Origin of the sequence: Streptomyces atratus, assembly GCF_900119365.1 — a bacterium.
GTDB classification, from domain to species: domain Bacteria; phylum Actinomycetota; class Actinomycetes; order Streptomycetales; family Streptomycetaceae; genus Streptomyces; species Streptomyces atratus_B.
This window is the reverse complement of sequence record NZ_FPJO01000001.1, coordinates 784,786-802,176: the sequence shown is the minus strand read 5'-3', so window position 1 is coordinate 802,176 and position 17,391 is coordinate 784,786. Positions and strand designations below refer to the sequence as shown.

The 17,391-nt window shown below is 71.5% G+C and carries 11 protein-coding genes and 1 pseudogene; 10 read left to right on the top strand and 2 right to left on the bottom strand.

Features of this window, described 5'->3' with window-relative positions; translation table 11 throughout:
• The first annotated feature begins 17 nt into the window (after positions 1-17).
• The 5 genes from BT364_RS03755 to BT364_RS03735 all read left to right on the top strand — a co-directional run bounded on the left by BT364_RS03755 (position 18) and on the right by BT364_RS03735 (position 6,529).
• Positions 18-716 carry a hypothetical protein gene (locus tag BT364_RS03755; RefSeq protein WP_072483593.1) on the top strand — a complete coding sequence of 233 codons (699 nt, stop codon included), beginning with the start codon at positions 18-20 and terminating at the stop codon, positions 714-716.
• 108 nt (positions 717-824) lie between these two features.
• Positions 825-1,670 (top strand): DegV family protein, encoded by an 846-nt coding sequence (locus tag BT364_RS03750; RefSeq protein WP_072483592.1) that lies wholly within the window; start codon positions 825-827, stop codon positions 1,668-1,670.
• A 446-nt stretch (positions 1,671-2,116) separates the two neighbouring features.
• Positions 2,117-2,845, top strand: coding sequence for a ComEA family DNA-binding protein (locus tag BT364_RS03745; RefSeq protein WP_371268047.1), 729 nt, complete (start codon positions 2,117-2,119; stop codon positions 2,843-2,845).
• Positions 2,842-5,457 carry a ComEC/Rec2 family competence protein gene (locus BT364_RS03740; protein WP_072483591.1) on the top strand — a complete coding sequence of 872 codons (2,616 nt, stop codon included), beginning with the start codon at positions 2,842-2,844 and terminating at the stop codon, positions 5,455-5,457. Before BT364_RS03745 ends, BT364_RS03740 begins: the two co-directional genes overlap by 4 nt.
• Before the next feature lie 187 nt (positions 5,458-5,644).
• Positions 5,645-6,529 (top strand): YceI family protein, encoded by an 885-nt coding sequence (locus tag BT364_RS03735; protein WP_072483590.1) that lies wholly within the window; start codon positions 5,645-5,647, stop codon positions 6,527-6,529.
• A 399-nt stretch (positions 6,530-6,928) separates the two neighbouring features.
• On the opposite strand, the pseudogene BT364_RS03730 reads toward BT364_RS03735, so the two are convergent.
• A pseudogene (locus tag BT364_RS03730) lies at positions 6,929-8,018 on the bottom strand (aldo/keto reductase); the annotation flags it as partial.
• A 172-nt stretch (positions 8,019-8,190) separates the two neighbouring features.
• On the opposite strand from BT364_RS03730, the gene holA reads away from it, so the two are divergent.
• Entirely contained in the window at positions 8,191-9,177 is a 987-nt protein-coding gene (holA, locus tag BT364_RS03720; RefSeq protein ID WP_072483589.1) for a DNA polymerase III subunit delta, read from the top strand.
• A 208-nt stretch (positions 9,178-9,385) separates the two neighbouring features.
• Here holA and rpsT read toward each other — a convergent pair whose 3' ends face one another.
• On the bottom strand, positions 9,386-9,652 hold the full coding sequence (gene rpsT / locus BT364_RS03715) for a 30S ribosomal protein S20 (protein ID WP_072483588.1): 267 nt from the start codon (positions 9,650-9,652) through the stop codon (positions 9,386-9,388).
• A gap of 216 nt (positions 9,653-9,868) precedes the next feature.
• Here rpsT and lepA point away from each other — a divergent pair, with 216 nt between their 5' ends.
• The 4 genes from lepA (at position 9,869) to hemW (ending at position 17,379) form a co-directional block, all read left to right on the top strand.
• Complete coding sequence (lepA, locus tag BT364_RS03710) at positions 9,869-11,743, top strand: translation elongation factor 4 (protein WP_072483587.1); 1,875 nt, start codon at positions 9,869-9,871, stop codon at positions 11,741-11,743.
• Between the two features lie 320 nt (positions 11,744-12,063).
• Complete coding sequence (locus tag BT364_RS03705; RefSeq protein WP_072483586.1) at positions 12,064-13,953, top strand: AMP-dependent synthetase/ligase; 1,890 nt, start codon at positions 12,064-12,066, stop codon at positions 13,951-13,953.
• Between the two features lie 186 nt (positions 13,954-14,139).
• Positions 14,140-16,065: an ATP-binding SpoIIE family protein phosphatase gene (locus BT364_RS03700; protein ID WP_072483585.1), complete on the top strand. Its 1,926-nt coding sequence runs from the start codon at positions 14,140-14,142 to the stop codon at positions 16,063-16,065.
• 72 nt (positions 16,066-16,137) lie between these two features.
• Positions 16,138-17,379, top strand: coding sequence for a radical SAM family heme chaperone HemW (hemW, locus tag BT364_RS03695; protein ID WP_072483584.1), 1,242 nt, complete (start codon positions 16,138-16,140; stop codon positions 17,377-17,379).
• The last annotated feature ends 12 nt before the right edge of the window (positions 17,380-17,391 follow it).

Sequence of the window (17,391 nt, the reverse complement as noted above, 5' to 3'; positions counted from 1 at the left end):
GATACCGAGGGGCGCTCATGGAAGCCGTGATCCTGATTCTGGGGTTGCTCTTTTTCGCGTTTGTGGCCCTGGGCGTGTACGTGAGCGTCAAAGCCATCGGCGCGGCGAAGCGCGGTGTGGACCGTACGATCACACAGGCGCGGCGCACCGTCGAGGAGACCGCGCTGCGGGCGAAGAGCTACGGCCAGGCGGGCGTGGGCGGGGAGCTGGCGCAGCTGCGGCTGGCACTGCGCACATCCATGCGAGCCACGCAGGAGGCGCTGCGGGCGGGAGCCGTCGAGGACGCCTCGCTCTCGGAGTCGCTGGGCCTCTTCCAGCGGCTGAGCGTGCACGGGCAGGAGCTGGACGAAGAGCTGAAGAAGCTGGAGCGCGATCCCGACCGGGCGACCGTCGCCTCGCTGCTGCCGGGCCTGAAGCAGCGTACGGAGCGGATCACGCACTCCGCCGACTCGCTGCGGTGGGCCGCGCGGGACCGGGCGCGGAAGTTCACCGACGACGATCTGGACGCGCTGAACGCACAGATCGACGTGGAGGCCGGAGCGCTTCGGCACTGGACGGTGGAGACGGACGAGCCACAGGGACAGGGATACGGGCAGGCGCAGGAGCGGGGAAGTGGGCCGGCGGACGGGGTGGCCCAGGCGATCACGGCTCCGGACCCGCGACGGCAGACCGGATACCCGTGGCAGAAGGCGGCCCGGCCGGAAACGACGAACTGAGACGTTCGACGACCGGCTGCGACAGGACGTGGTCCGAAGAGGCCAGGAGAGATCATTCGGCCGGGGTCGGACTGCCGGGACGCGGGTTCGCCAGGTAACCTCCCGCTCATGTCCCGCCATGTCGCGATCGTCACCGATTCCACGGCCTACCTGCCGCCCGAGACGATGGAGCGGCACGGCATCACCGCGGTGCCGCTGACCGTCGTCCTCGGTGATCAGGCTCTGGAGGACGGCACCGAGATCTCGGCCCGTTCCCTCGCAGTGGCGCTCCAGAAGCGTCGTCCCGTGACCACGTCCCGGCCGAGTCCGGAGGTGTTCGCCGCCGCGTACCGTGCGGCGGCCGAGGCCGGGGCCACCGGCATCGTCTCGCTGCACCTCTCGGCCGAGATCTCGGGTACGTACGACGCCGCTCTGCTCGCGGCGAAGGACGCGCCGGTTCCGGTAAAGGTGGTGGACACCGGGATGGTCGCCATGGCCCTCGGGTTCTGCGCCCTGGCGTCCGCGGAGACGGCGGAGGCGGGCGGAAGCCTGGACGAGGCGGTCGCCGCCGCGGAGAAGCGGGCCGCGGGCACCTCCGCGTACTTCTACGTCGACACGCTGGACTATCTGCGCCGAGGTGGCCGTATCGGGGCCGCGCAGGCGCTGCTGGGGTCGGCGCTCGCCGTGAAGCCGCTGCTCCAGCTCGACGGCGGCCGTATCGACCTGCTGGAGAAGGTACGGACGGCCTCGAAGGCGATCGCGCGCCTGGAGGAGATCGTCGTGGAACGGGCGGGCAGCGGCCGTGTGGACATCGCCGTGCACCACCTGGCGGCACCCGAGCGGGCCGAGCGGCTCGCCGAGCGGCTGTGCGAACGGGTGCCGGGTCTGGTCGATCTGCATGTGAGCGAGGTGGGCGCGGTGATCGGTGCGCACACCGGGCCCGGTCTGCTCGGGGCAGTGGTCTCGCCGCGCTGATCCGGGGTGCGCGGCCCTGCCGGTCTCTTGTGCGTCACCCCCAGGGGTGGCCGAGTTATCCACAACTGGTCGATTTTCCACCGGAATTGAGTCTGCTCAGCGGGTTCGGGCAGATGTGCCTACCGTCGTGAGGCATGACTCCCCGATCACCTCGTGCAACCAGCGGCAGCGGCCCCGGGCGCGTCCCGGCCTCGGACGTCCGTGTTCGCAGCGGCCCCGGCCGGCGACGGTCGTCGTCGCGTGGGCGGGCGGACGCCGTGGCCGCGGCTTCGCGCCGGCGGGCGGACGCCCTCATGACAGGTGCGTACGGCGGACGGGTCGCGCGGCCCGTGCTGGGGGTGGCCCCGGCTCCTGTCCGGGCCCCGGTCTCGGCGCCGCCTCCGACCTCGACCTCGGCTCAAGCCCCGAGCCCGAGCCCGAGCCCGAGCCCGAGTCAGGATTCCGGTGTGCCGGGGCGGTGGTGGGAGCGGCTGGTTCTCGCGCTGAGGGAGCGGATTCCGGTCTGGTTGCAGCTCAGATGCGGTCTGGAGCCGAAATCCCTTGCCGCGCTGGCCGTTGTCCTGGTCGCGGCCGGAGTCCTTGCCGCGATGCACTTCTGGTCCGGGCGCCCGCACTCCGTGCGCGCGCCCGAGCCGGTCGCTGAAGCCGCGCACGCCCGGACATCGCCCCCGGCGCCGGATGCCGCCGAAGCGCCGGAGCCGTCACCGGGACCACCACCTGTGACAGGGCCGGGCGGACACATCGTCGTCGACGTGAGCGGAAAGGTGCGAAGGCCCGGCATCCGTCAACTGCCGTCCGGAGCAAGGGTCGCCGATGCGTTACGCGCGGCGGGCGGAGTCCGGGACGGAGCCGACCTCACCGGACTCAACCGGGCACGGGTGCTCATGGACGGAGAGCAGATCGTGGTGGGCGCTCCATCCGGCCCCGCAGCCGTCGGCGGACCGGTCGGAACCGCGCCGGGCGACGGCGGGAGCTCTCCGGCCGGCCCGGTCAGCCTCAACACCGCGACCGCCGAACAACTGGACACGCTGCCCGGGGTCGGCCCGGTCCTCGCCCAGCACATCGTCGACTACCGCACACAGCACGGCGGTTTCCGCTCCGTCGACGAACTGCGTGAGGTCAACGGGATCGGTGACCGCCGGTTCGCCGACCTCCGACCACTGGTGGGGCCATGAGCGGCCCGGACGTCCACGCGGCGTCGGGCCGCCGGCTCGGCGCCTCCGATCCGCGGCAGGAGGGTCCGCTCGATCTGCGCCTGGTCCCGCCGGCCATGGCGGCCTGGGCCGGAGCCGCGTCGGCGCTGAGCGCGCCGGGGCGGTGGACCACCACGGGCGTGATGCTCTGCGTGGGTGCGGCCATGGTGCTCCTCGCCATGTCGGGAGCCTCGGCAACCCGGGCACTGCGCAGGACGGCCGAGGACGCAGGGGAGGGCGAGGACGAAGAAGAGCGCGAGGACGCAGGGGAGGGCGAGGAAAGGGCGAGCGATGAGACTGCGGTACGCGGTCGGCGGTCGCCACGGGCCACGGCGACCGCCACCGCCGCGGCCTTGCTCTGTGCGGCGGCCGGGGCCGCATCGGCAGGGTTGCACAGCGCGGACGTACGGGAGGGTCCGGTCCACGCGCTCGCTCAGCGGTTCGCGAGGGTCGAGGCGGAGGTGACGGTGACGTCCGACGCCCGGCAGACCCGGCCCCGGGTGCGCGGCGACCGCAGCATGCCCGCATCCCTCCTCGTGGACGCCGAGATCACACGGCTGACCGGCCCCGACGGCGCGGTCACCAGGCTGAGTACGCCCGTACTGCTGATCGTCTCGCCCGGCGGCTCGACGGGGCAGTGGCAGCAGTTGCTCCCCTCCACACATCTGCGCGTCGGCGGCCGACTGGCGCCGCCGCTGCACGACGGGGAGCGCAGCGCCGCCGTACTGCGTCCCGGGGGCAAGGGGCCGCCGCGCGTGATCGGACCCCCCTCCTTCCTCCAGCGCACCGCAGGCGCGCTGCGCGGTGGTCTGCGGCAGGCGACCGAGCGGCTCGAACCCGATGCGCGGGCCCTTCTGCCGGGCCTGGTGGTCGGCGACACCTCACGGGTCACCCCCGAACTGCACGAGGCGTTCAAGGCTGCCGACCTCACCCACCTGATGGCGGTCTCCGGTGCCAACCTGGCGATCCTGCTCGTCCTCCTCATCGGACCACCGGGCACGGCGCTGCGCGTCGAACGCCGCGGACTGGCACCCCGGTTGGGGATCCCGCTGCGGCTGACGGCGCTGCTCGGCGGCGGGCTCACCCTCGCCTTCGTCATCGTCTGCCGACCCGAACCGAGCGTTCTGCGGGCAGCCGCCTGCGGGCTGATCACCCTGCTCGCCATCGGCACGGGGCGGCGCAGATCGCTGATTCCCGCGCTGGCAGCCGCCGTTCTGCTGCTGGTGCTCTACGACCCGTGGATGGCGCGCAGTTATGGATTCGTCCTCTCCGTGCTCGCCACCGGCGCCCTGCTGACCATTGCCCCGAAGTGGAGCGACGCGTTGCGACGGCGCGGAGTTCCGCCCCGGCTCGCCGAGGCGCTGGCCGCGGCGGCCGCCGCGCAGGCGGTGTGCGCGCCGGTCGTCGTGCTGCTCGCCTCCCGGGTCAGTCTGGTGGCGATCCCGTGCAATCTGCTGGCCGAGTTCGCGGTGGCACCGGCCACGGTCCTCGGGTTCGCCGCGCTCGCCCTGGCGCCGGTGGCCATGCCGGTCGCGGAGCTGTTCGCCCGGATCGCGGGATGGCCGGCCGGCTGGATCGCCACGGTGGCCCGCACCGGGGCGGCCCTGCCCGGAGCGGAGATCGACTGGCCCGACGGCGGGAAGGGGGCGGTGCTGCTCACCGCGCTGACCACTCTGATGGTGCTCTTCGCCCGTCGGATCGTGCGCCATCCCTGGGTCTGCGGGGCCGCCGCGCTGCTGTTGGTCCTCGCGGTGCTGCGACCGGTGCCGCTCACCCGAGTACTGACCGGATGGCCGCCGCCGGGCTGGGCGTTCGCGATGTGCGACGTGGGGCAGGGAGATGCCCTGGTGCTGGCCGCGGGGGAGGGCGCGGGGGTGGTCGTCGACGCCGGGCCCGATCCTTCTCTCGTCGACCGGTGCCTTCACGAGCTCGGCATCACGGAGGTGCCGTTCCTGGTCCTCACACACTTCCACGCAGACCATGTGCGAGGCCTGCCCGGTGTGTTGCGGGGCAGGGCGGTGGGTGCGATCGAGACGACGAGCCTGGACGAACCGCCGGACCAGGTCGCGTTCGTACGGAGGACGGCGGCCGGGGCGCATGTGCCCCTGGTGCGGGCCGTGCCGGGGGAACGCCGCCGGATCGGGGCGCTCGACTGGCGGGTTCTCTGGCCGGCGAACGCCACAGGGGCCGGCGGCGCAGCGGCGGACCCGGGCGCCGGGCCCGTACCGCTGGAGCCGAACGATGCCAGCGTCACCCTGTACGTCCGGTCCGGCGGGTTGACCCTGCTGCTCCTGGGAGACCTCGAACCACCGGCTCAGCAGGGGCTGTTGCGCAGGTATCCCGCGCTGCCGCGGGTGGACGTGCTCAAGGTCGCCCATCACGGCTCCGCCCACCAGGACACCGCCCTGCTGCGCAGCGCGCACCCGCGATTCGCCCTGGTGAGCGTGGGCAGGGACAACCCGTACGGCCACCCGGCCGCGCGTACCGTCGACGCGCTCAGAGCGGGCGGCGCCGTGGTGCTGCGTACGGACACCGACGGCGCGATCGCCGTGACGGGCGCCGGGCCGGGGCTGCGGGCGGTGGGCCGGTCATGATCACCCCGCCCGAGAACGATCAATTCGGACCTTCGGTAACACCTCCTCCCAAGCCCCTGCGAGCTGCTCTGTTTGCCTCGAACGCCACATTGGTGATCGAATGCATGCTCGTCGGTGGGCCGCTGCTCCGACAGAGACGTCCAGCGGCCGGGCCCCAAGGTGAATCGTCCCCGGGGGAAGGTGGAAGATGTTCGGTCGTTGGCCGAATGGCAGGCGAGCGGCGGGGGTCGCGCAGGGCAATGCCCTTGCCGGACTCGAGATGCCGCGCACCGCCGGACTGCTCAGTTGTCGCGTGCTCGATCCCGTCAACGAGGTCGTTCCGCTGGCCGAGTTCGCGGTCACGGACGGCGCGGGCCGCAAGGTGTTCGGCGGTGAGACGGATCCGTTCGGCAATGTGCTCGCCACCGTCCCGGCCGGTGAGTACCGGTTGGCCGTCACGGCCGAGGGCTTCACTCCGTTCCATGGCTCGGCCACGGTCGTCGAGGGCGGTCACGCCGGCCTCGGCGATGTGACCCTTCAGCTGTCCGCGCCCCCGCAGCTGCCCGCTCCGGGCGAGTGGGAGGTCGAGCCGATGCACTCGCAGATCGGCTTCACGGCCCGGCACATCGGACTCGCGCGCATTCACGGTCGGTTCAACACCTTCGCGGGTGCGGTGCGCATAGCCGACCGCATGGAGGACTCGGCCATGCACGTGATCATCGATGCCGCGTCGATCGACACCAACGTCCAGATGCGGGACGACCACCTGCGCTCCAGCGACTTCCTCGACGTCGGGCGCTATCCGACGATGGAGTTCTACAGCAACCGCTTCGTCCACCGGGGCGGCACCCGCTGGGGCGTCACCGGTGCGCTCACCCTGCACGGTGTCAGCCGCACGGTCACGCTGGACACCCAGTACCTCGGCCTCGGCAACGGCCTGGAGGGCGAGACCCGCGCCGCCTGCCGGGCCACCACGGAACTGCACCGCGAGGACTTCACCCTGACCTGGCAGACCATGCTGGCCCGCGGCATCGCGGCCGTCGGCTCCAGCATCTCCATCGACATGGACATCCAGATCGTCCCCAAGAGCTGAACCCGCCGCCCGCCCCGGGCGGCGCCCCTCGCAGGGCGCGTACTACGGAGCTTCGAGCCACCCCTCGTACTCCGCGGCGAAGGCGTCGAGTGCCGAGGAGTCCAGCCGCCCCGACGGGTCCTCCACGACCACCAGCCACTGGGCGTCCTCGGCATCGTCCTCACCGGCCAGCGCATCGCGTACGAGCTGGGGCTCCTCGGTCACCCCGAAGCGGTCGCCGAGCTCTCCGGCCACCTCCTCCGCGGCATCGCGGTCGGGCAGCACCAGCACATGTCTCACATCGCTCACCTGCCCATTCTCCCGTACCGGGTACGCCGCGCGGTCCGGTGGAGACGGTCTCCAACGGCCGTTCATGTGCATGACGCTCTCGGGGTACCGGCTGCCGGCGACCACCGACGGCGGCAGCGCCGCGTCCAGGCGCCGCAGCTCGTCCGGACCGAGCGTGAGTTCCGCCGCCGCGAGGTTCTCCTCCAGCGTCGGCCTGCGCTTCGTGCCGGGGATCGGCACGATGCCGTCGCCCCGGTGCAGCAGCCAGGCGAGCGACACCTGCGCCGGGGTCGCACCGCACCCGCCGCCGACGTCCCGGACCATGTCGGCGGCCGCGGAATTGATCCTGAAATTATCGCCCTGGAATCGCGGATCGTGCCTGCGGTAGTCGTTCTCCGGATATTCCTCCGCGCGGAGGACCGCTCCGGTCAGGAATCCGCGACCCAGCGGTGAATAGGGAACGAGACCGATGCCCAGATCTCGGATCACCGGCAGGATCTCCTGCTCCAGATGGCGTTCCCACAGGGAGTACTCCGTCTGGAGAACCGATACGGGACAGACCTCGTGCGCCCGGCGGACGGTGTTCGCTCCCGCCTCCGAGAGGCCGAAGTGAAGTACCTTTCCGGCCGCGACGAGTTCGCCGACCGCTCCGGCCACGTCCTCGATCGGCACCTCCAGGTCCACCCGGTGCTGATACAGCAGGTCGATCCGGTCCGTACCCAGCCGGCTCAGGCTCCCGTCGACCGCCTCGCGTATGTGCTCGGGCCGGCTGTTGAGCGCGCCCCGCACGGTGCCCTCGTACTCCCAGCCGAACTTCGTCGCGACGACCGCGTCGTCCCGGCGGCCGCGCAGCGCCCTGCCTAAGACCGACCGGCAATTGGGGGGTGGGTGAAGGAGCGGGGCTGGGTGCGTGCAGCTGCAAGGCGGAGGATTGAGGCAACGCGGAGCGTTGTTGATTTGACGACAACGCGGCAGATGTGCGTGCCCAGCCCCGCGACGCCGCCCCCCCTATTGCCGGTCGGTCTAAGAGCTCCTCGTTGACGAACGGACCGTAGGACTCCGCCGTGTCGAAGAAATCGCAGCCGAGGTCGAGGGCGCGATGGATGGTCCTCATGGATTCCGTGTCGTCCGGAATTCCGTATGTCTGACTCATTCCCATGCAGCCCAGCCCGAGAGCGGAAACCTCCAGTCCGGTATTTCCGAGCCGGCGGCGTGGAATCATTGACGAACCCAATTCGGGTTCTCCTCTGGAATTCACTTGATCCGTTGTCGCGGCAGGAATCCTAGCAACGTGCGGAATTCTCCTGGCAGGGGCGAACAGAGGGGGTGGCGGGCCGGGCGGGCGGGGGAGGGAGTCCGGGGGCTGTCAGTGGTGCATGGGATGCTGGACGGCGATGGCCACCAGAAGGAATTCCACCGACGACCCGCTCGCCCCTCTCACGCTCGCCGTGGGCCAGGAGGACCTGCTCCTCGACCGCGCCGTGCAACAGGTGGTGGCCGCGGCCCGTGCCTCCGACCCCGACACCGATGTCCGCGACCTCACCTCCGACCAGCTCCAGCCCGGCACCCTTGCCGAGCTGACGAGCCCCTCGCTCTTCGCCGAGCGCAAGGTGGTGATCGTGCGCGGTGCGCAGGACCTCTCCGCCGACACGGTCAAGGACGTCAAGGCGTATCTCGGCGACCCGGTCGAGGAGATCACCCTCGTGCTGCTGCATGCGGGCGGCGCCAAGGGCAAGGGCCTGCTGGACGCGGCGCGCAAGGCGGGGGCGCGGGAGGTCGCCTGCCCGAAGACGACCAAGCCGGCCGAGCGGCTGTCGTTCGTACGGTCGGAGTTCCGGGCACTGGGGCGTTCGGCGACGCCCGAGGCGTGCCAGGCGCTGGTCGACTCCATCGGCAGCGATCTGAGGGAGCTGGCGAGCGCGGTCTCGCAGCTCGTCGCGGATGTCGAGGGCACCATCGACGAGGCGGTCGTCGCCCGTTACTACACGGGCCGCGCCGAGGCGTCGAGCTTCACGGTCGCCGACCGCGCGGTGGAGGGGCGGGCGGCGGAGGCGCTGGAGGCGCTGCGCTGGTCGCTGTCGACGGGAGTGGCGCCGGTGCTGATCACCAGTGCGCTGGCGCAGGGCGTACGGGCGATCGGCAAGCTGTCCTCGGCCCGTGGCGGGCGCCCCGCCGACCTCGCCCGTGAGCTGGGCATGCCGCCGTGGAAGATCGACCGGGTCCGGCAGCAGATGCGCGGCTGGACGCCGGACGGGGTGGCCCTGGCGCTGCGGGCGGTCGCGGAGGCCGACGCGGGGGTCAAGGGCGGCGGAGACGACCCGGAGTACGCCCTGGAGAAGGCCGTGGTCGCGATCGCGCGGGCGGCACGGTCGGGGCGGTAGCCCCGGCCCCGGGCCTTCGGGGTCCGCAGGAGCACGTACGCCGAAGGCCCCGGTCCTCGCTCCGGGGAGAGCGGGGGCCGGGGCCTCGGTTCACGCTTGGTGCGCCGCACCCGCGTGGCGAACGCAGGTTCGGTGTGCGGCGCGGGGTGCCGGTCAGGAACGGGAGAGAGGGCCCGCTGGGTCCGTCCCGGCGATCACATCAGAATGCTCAGCCCTGGAGGGAGGCAACCTTGGAGGCCAGCGCCGACTTCTTGTTGGCGGCGGCGTTCTTGTGGATGACACCCTTCGAGACGGCCTTGTCGAGCGCGCGGGAGGCGTCGCGAGCGGCCGAGGTGGCCTTCTCGACGTCACCGGCGGCGGCAGCCTCACGGGCCTTGCGGATAGCGGTCTTGAGCGAGGACTTGACGGCCTTGTTGCGCAGGCGCGCCTTCTCGTTCGTCTTGTTCCGCTTGATCTGGGACTTGATGTTCGCCACGAAAAGAGCCTTTTCAGGTTCGATGGATCTTCGATGTGCGCCCCACGGCCCAAGAGAGTCGCGAGGCACAGCTGTCAACGTTACCAGTCCCGCTCCGACCGGCCCAAACCGGTCTCCGCCCCGCAACCATGGGACGATGGAGGCTACGTATCGATCCGACCGAACCGACATCGACCCGAGACACGGCGTTCGGCGTCTCAAGAATCAGGACCCTGCGTGCCCGCGACTCCTACCAACGTGCCCGAGCCGAGCCGTACCGACCCGGCGCTGATCCGCAACTTCTGCATCATCGCGCACATCGACCACGGCAAGTCGACCCTTGCCGACCGGATGCTCCAGCTGACCGGCGTGGTCGACCAGCGGCAGATGCGCGCTCAGTACCTCGACCGTATGGACATCGAGCGCGAGCGCGGCATCACCATCAAGTCCCAGGCGGTGCGACTGCCCTGGGCGCCCACCACGGGCGAGGGCCAGGGCCGCACCCATGTCCTCAACATGATCGACACCCCGGGCCACGTGGACTTCACCTACGAGGTCTCCCGGTCGCTCGCCGCCTGCGAGGGCACGGTCCTGCTGGTCGACGCCGCGCAGGGCATCGAGGCCCAGACGCTGGCCAACCTCTACCTGGCGATGGAGAACGACCTCACCATCGTCCCGGTGCTCAACAAGATCGACCTGCCGGCCGCACAGCCCGAGAAGTTCTCCGAGGAGCTGGCCAACCTCATCGGCTGCCAGCCGGAGGACGTGCTCAAGGTCTCCGCGAAGACCGGTATCGGCGTGGACGCACTGCTCGACCGGGTGGTCAGGGACGTCCCGGCCCCCATCGGCCAGGCGGACGCCCCGGCCCGCGCGATGATCTTCGACTCGGTCTACGACTCGTACCGGGGCGTCGTCACGTACGTCCGTGTCGTCGACGGTCAGCTCAACAAGCGCGAGCGCATCCGGATGATGTCCACCGGCGCCACCCACGAGCTGCTGGAGATCGGGGTCTCCTCCCCGGAGATGACCCCGGCCGACGGCCTCGGCGTGGGCGAGGTCGGCTACATCATCACCGGTGTGAAGGACGTCCGGCAGTCCAAGGTCGGTGACACCATCACCTCCCTGCACAAGGGCGCGACCGAGGCGCTGGGCGGCTACAAGGACCCCAAGCCGATGGTGTTCTCGGGTCTCTACCCGCTGGACGGATCGGACTACCCGGACCTGCGCGAGGCGCTGGACAAGCTCCAGCTCAACGACGCCGCCCTGGTGTACGAGCCGGAGACCTCCGCGGCCCTCGGCTTCGGCTTCCGCGTCGGCTTCCTCGGACTGCTCCACCTCGACGTGATCCGGGAGCGGCTGGAGCGCGAGTTCGGCCTCGAACTCATCGCCACCGCCCCCAACGTGGTCTACCGCGTCGACATGGAGGACGGCACCGAGCACACCGTCACCAACCCGAGCGAATTCCCCGAGGGCAAGATCGACAAGGTGCACGAGCCCGTCGTGCGCGCCACGGTCCTGGCCCCCAGCGAGTTCATCGGCGCGATCATGGAGCTCTGCCAGAACCGGCGCGGCACCCTGCTCGGCATGGACTACCTCTCCGAGGACCGGGTCGAGATCCGCTACACCCTGCCGCTCGCCGAGATCGTCTTCGACTTCTTCGACCAGCTGAAGTCCAAGACGCGGGGTTACGCCTCGCTCGACTACGAGCCCACCGGCGAGCAGACCGCCCAGCTCGTCAAGGTCGACATCCTGCTCCACGGCGACAAGGTCGACGCCTTCTCCGCGGTCACCCACAAGGACAAGGCGTACGCGTACGGCGTCCGGCTCGTCGCCAAGCTGCGCGAGCTGATCCCGCGGCAGAACTTCGAGGTGCCGATCCAGGCCGCCATCGGCTCCCGGGTCATCGCCCGTGAGACCGTCCGCGCCATCCGCAAGGACGTCCTCGCCAAGTGCTACGGCGGTGACATCTCCCGTAAGCGGAAGCTGCTGGAGAAGCAGAAGGAAGGCAAGAAGCGGATGAAGATGGTCGGCAACGTGGAGGTGCCGCAGGAGGCCTTCATCGCCGTCCTGTCCACGGACGAGTCGGGCGGGGAGAGCAAGGGCAAGAAGTAGCGCGCCCGAGCCCGCCCCGGAAGCGCCCGGGTCCGGCTCCGTCCGCCCCTGCCCGGTGGCAGTCCGAACGGGCCCCTGTGTCGCAGTACCTCGCGACACAGGGGCCCGTTTGTTATGAAGCGGCGGCCCGTTGCCTCTTACGCGGTGGACGCGGGCGCTCTACCCTGATCACGGCTTCGTAGTTACTCGCCAGTTAAACAAGCCCCGCGCGGAACAAGCCCGCAGGACTAGCGCCGCAGGATCAAGCACGCAGACACCCGCAGGAACAAGCAGCAATCAGCAGCCGGTCGTGAAGCACTGCCGCAGGCCCGGAGGACGTCGTGAGCGACACACAGACCTTGATCGAGAACCGACCGCCCTCCGTGGCGAACCTCTTCATCGACCGCGTGGCGGCCACCCCGGACGGGGAGGCCTACCGCTACCCCGTCCCCTCGGCCGCCGGCGGGGGACCCGATGAGTGGAAGTCGCTGAGCTGGGCGCAGGCCGCCGAGCGGGTCTACGCCATCGCGGCCGGGCTCATCGGTCTGGGCGTGCAGCCGGAGGAGCGGATCGCGCTCGCCGCCAGCACGCGGGTGGAATGGATCCTCGTCGATCTCGGTGTGATGTGCGCGGGCGCCGCCACCACCACGATCTACCCGTCGACCAACGCGGAGGAGTCGGCGTTCATCCTCTCCGACTCCGGGAGCCGGGTGCTCATCGCCGAGGACGCTGCCCAGCTGGCCAAGGCCCGCGAGCGCCGGGCCGAGCTGCCGGACCTCGCCCATGTCGTCGTCATCGACCCCGAGGACGCCGGACCCGCCGAGGGCGACCCGGAGGGCTGGGTGCTCACCCTCGCCGAGCTGGAGGCCCGCGGCGCCGAGTACCTGACGCAGCACCCCGAGGCGATCAAGGAGCGGGTCGCCGCCATCACGGCCGACCAGCTGGCCACCCTGATCTACACCTCGGGCACCACCGGCCGCCCCAAGGGCGTACGCCTGCCGCACGACAACTGGTCGTACATGGCCAAGGCCACCGTGGCGACCGGGCTGATCACTCCGGAGGACGTGCAGTACCTCTGGCTGCCGCTCGCGCACGTCTTCGGCAAGGTCCTCACCTCCGGCCAGATCGAGGTCGGCCACGTCACCGCCATCGACGGCCGGGTCGACAAGATCATCGAGAATCTGCCGCTGGTCCAGCCGACGTACATGGCCGCCGTCCCACGGATCTTCGAGAAGGTCTACAACGGCGTCGCCGCCAAGGCGCGGGCCGGCGGCGGGGCCAAGTACAAGATCTTCCAGTGGGCGGCCGGGGTCGCCCGCGAGTACGCCACGGTTTCGCAGGACAACTTCCGGCGCACCGGCACGGCCTCCGTCCCCTTCGCCCTCGGCGCCAAGCACAAGGTCGCCGACGCTCTCGTCTTCGCCAAGATCCGTGAAGCCTTCGGCGGCCGGCTGCGCGCCTGCATCTCCGGCTCCGCCGCCCTCGCCCCCGACATCGGTCTCTTCTTCTCCGGCGCCGGGATCCACATCCTGGAGGGCTACGGCCTCACCGAGTCCAGCGCCGCCTCCTTCGTCAACCCGGGCGAGGCCTACCGCACCGGCACCGTCGGCAAGCCGCTCCCCGGCACCGAGGTACGGATCGCGGACGACGGCGAGATCCTGCTGCGCGGCCCCGGCCTGATGCAGGGCTACCACGGACAGCCGGAGAAGACCGCCGAGGTGCTGGAGTCGGACGGCTGGTTCCACACCGGCGACATCGGCGAGCTGTCCGTCGACGGCTACCTCCGGATCACCGACCGCAAGAAGGACCTGATCAAGACGTCCGGCGGCAAGTACATCGCCCCGGCGGAGGTCGAGGGACAGTTCAAGGCGGTCTGCCCGTTCGTCTCCAACATCCTGGTGCACGGCGCGGACCGTAACTTCTGCACCGCCCTGATCGCCCTCGACGAGCCGACCATCCTCGGCTGGGCCGCCGAGAACGGCCTGCGCGGGAAGCCGTACGCCGAGGTGGTGGCCTCCCCGCGGGCCGTCGCGCTCATCGAGGGCTATGTGAAGCGGCTCAACGAGGGTCTGCAGCGCTGGCAGACCATCAAGAAGTTCCGGCTGCTGCCCCGCGACCTGGACATCGAGCACGGCGAGCTGACGCCCAGCCTCAAGCTGAAGCGGCCGGTCGTCGAGCGCGCGTACAAGGGCCTCATCGACGAGATGTACGCGGGGTCCCGCGAAGCCTAGGACCTGTCCCCACGGTGCTCCTCCCCGCTCATTTTCTCCGCTCACTTCGGCAACTCGTTGCTTATGGGCATGGTCCATCTGTCACTCTGTCGGTGTCGTCAGCGCCGCCCAACGAGAACAGACAGACAGCAACGAGAACAGACAGAGCGAGAACAGGTCAGGAGCTGCACCGTGGGGCCCATTCCCTTGCAGCGGGACATCGTTCAGCGTCCCGGTATTCCCGCAGGCCGTGCGGATACGCGGCCGGCCGCCCATACGTCCCTGCCCGGAAACCTCCTCGCACCCTCCGCCGCCCGCCGGTTCCTGAGGGCCGCGCTCGGCGAGTGGACCGGGCTCGGACTGCCGGCGGCCGTGGGCTTCAGCCAGCGCGTGGCCGAGGACGCGGAGGTCGTCGTCAGCGAGCTGGTCACCAACGCGGTCGTGCACGCCGGGACCAATGTGGAGCTGCTCGCCCGGCTGGAGGAGGCCACCGAGGACGAGGTCGCGGCCCTGGTGCTGGAGGTCTCGGACCACCACCCGGCCCGCGCCGTGCGCAGCGACCGCCCGGAGTCCGGGAGCGCGGCCGACGCGGCGGAGGGCACCGGCCTCGTCGGCCCCGACGAGCCCGCCGAGTACGGTCGAGGGCTCCAGCTCGTCGGCACCCTCGCCGAGCGCTGGGGCATCACCTACCGCACCGGCCTCAAGACCGTCTGGGCCCGGCTCCCCGTGGACGACTGGAACCCCTTCCCGGAACCGGCGGCCGAGCCCGAGTTCCAGCAGGGCCTGCGCGCCGCCGAACTGCTCGCCCCCTCCGCCCGCCGCGCGCTGCGCGACGACGCGGACTGGGCAGGCCGCGGCGCGCTCTCGTTCCTCGCCGAGGCCTCGGACCTGCTCGCCGGCCAGCTCGACGAGGACATCGTCGCGGCGCTCTCCGGACAGTTACTGGTGCCCAGGCTCGCCGACTGGTGCGCGATCTGGCTGGAACCCGAGAACGGCGGCCCCTCGGCAGTCCCGCGGCTCGCCAGCGTCTGGCACCGGGACGAGGCCGAGACCGGGCAGCTGCGCACCCTGCTGGAGCAGGACCCGATCCGGCTCCCCGAGCGGGTCGGCACCGGGCCCGTCTCCATGCCGTGGCCCGGCGGCGAGGAAGGGGGCGGGGAGACCGAGGAGCGCGCCGTGTCCGCTCTCGCCTACCGGATCACCTCGGGCGGCCGGAACCTCGGCGCGGTACTCCTCGGCAGGGAGGGCCTCGCCCGCGTCCCCGACGAAGTGACCGCGCTCATCGAGGACTTCGTACGCCGGGTCGGCCTCGCCGTCGGCGCGGCCCGCGAGTACACCCGGCAGGCCACCATCAGCCGCATCCTGCAGCGCGCCCTGCTGCCCGGCAAGGTCGCCGACATACCGGGGGTCACCAGCTCGCTGGTGTACGAGCCCAGCGACGACGGCGTCGTCGGCGGTGACTTCTACGACATCTTCCCGTGCCCCGGCGACCGCTGGTGCTTCGTACTCGGCGACGTGCAGGGCAGCGGTCCCGAGGCCGCCGTCGTCACCGGCCTCGCCCGGCCCTGGCTGCGGCTGCTGGCCCGCGAGGGCTTCGGCGTCGGCGAGGTCCTGGACCGGCTCAACCGGCTGCTCCTCGACGACGCGATGGAGGCCGCCGAGGCCGCCGCGCTCATGGTGGCCGCGGCCGGCGGCCAGCAGACCGCGGACACCGGACAGTCCCGCTTCCTGTCCCTGCTGTACGGAGAGCTCGTACCGTTGCCCGGCGGCGGCGCGCGCTGCACCCTGGCCAGCGCCGGCCACCCGCTGCCGCTGCTGCTGCGGCCCGACGGCGAGGTGCGCCCGGCCGCCGAGCCGCAGATGCTGCTCGGGATCTTCGACGACGTCGCGTACGAGAGCGAGAGCTTCGAGCTGGCACCCGGCGACAGCCTGCTGTGCGTCACGGACGGGGTGACGGAGCGGCGCTGCGGACCGCTGATGTTCGACGACGGGGACGGACTGGCCCAGGCGCTGGCCGGCTGCACCGGGCTGTCGGCGGACGGGATCGCGGACCGGATCAAGCGGGCGGTGCACGAGTTCGCCGAGCGGCCGCCCGACGACGATCTGGCGCTGCTGGTGCTCCAGGCCGGGTGAGGACCCGCGTCGGGGCACGGGCGGCCTCCGCGATCACGGACGTGGCCGGGGGTTCCCCGGCGGCGAGCGACAATGGGCGGTATGCCTTCCGTACTGCCCGATGGTGAACCCGTACCCGACGACGGGGCGCTGCCCCGCCACGCCCTGGAAGGCGCAGCCGACCGGCCGCTCGGCTTCTATCTGCACGTGCCGTACTGCGCGACCCGCTGCGGCTACTGCGACTTCAACACCTACACCGCCACCGAGCTGCGCGGCTCCGGCGGCGCGCTGGCCTCCCGGGACAACTACGCCGAGCATCTGATCGGCGAGGTCCGCCAGGCCCGCAAGGTCCTCGGCGACGATCCGCGCCCGGTCCGCACGGTCTTCGTCGGCGGCGGCACGCCGACCCTGCTGGCCGCCGCGGACCTGGTCCGGATGCTGGGGGCGATCCGGGAGGAGTTCGGCCTCGCGGACGACGCCGAGATCACCACCGAGGCCAACCCGGAGTCCGTCGGTCCGGCGTACCTCGCGGAGCTGCGGGAGGGCGGCTTCAACCGGATCTCGTTCGGGATGCAGAGCGCCCGGCAGCACGTGCTGAAGATCCTGGACCGTACGCATACGCCGGGGCGGCCCGAGGCGTGTGTCGCCGAGGCCCGGGAGGCGGGCTTCGAGCACGTCAACCTCGACCTGATCTACGGCACCCCCGGCGAGTCCGACGACGACTGGCGGGCCTCGCTGGACGCCGCGATCGGCGCGGGGCCGGACCATGTCTCGGCGTACGCGCTGATCGTCGAGGAGGGGACGCAGCTGGCGCGACGGATCCGGCGCGGCGAGGTCCCGATGACGGACGACGACGTCCACGCCGACCGCTATCTGATCGCCGACGAGGCGATGGCGGCGGCGGGCTTCTCCTGGTACGAGGTGTCGAACTGGGCCCGCACGCCCGGGGGCCGGTGCCTGCACAACGAGCTGTACTGGCGCGGGGCCGACTGGTGGGGCGCCGGGCCCGGGGCGCACAGCCATGTCGGCGGGGTGCGCTGGTGGAACGTGAAGCACCCGGGGGCGTACGCGCAGGCGCTGGCCGAGGGGCGGTCGCCGGGCGCCGGGCGCGAGATCCTCTCCGCGGAGGACCGGCGGGTCGAGCGGATCCTGCTGGAGCTCCGGCTCGCCGACGGCTGCCCGCTGTCGCTGCTGGCCCCGGCCGGGCTGGCCGCGTCCCGCCGCGCCCTGGCGGACGGGCTCCTGGAGTCCGGGCCGTACGAGCAGGGGCGGGCGGTGCTCACCCTGCGGGGGCGGTTGCTGGCGGACGCGGTGGTGCGGGACCTGGTGGACTGAGGGGCGGGGCGC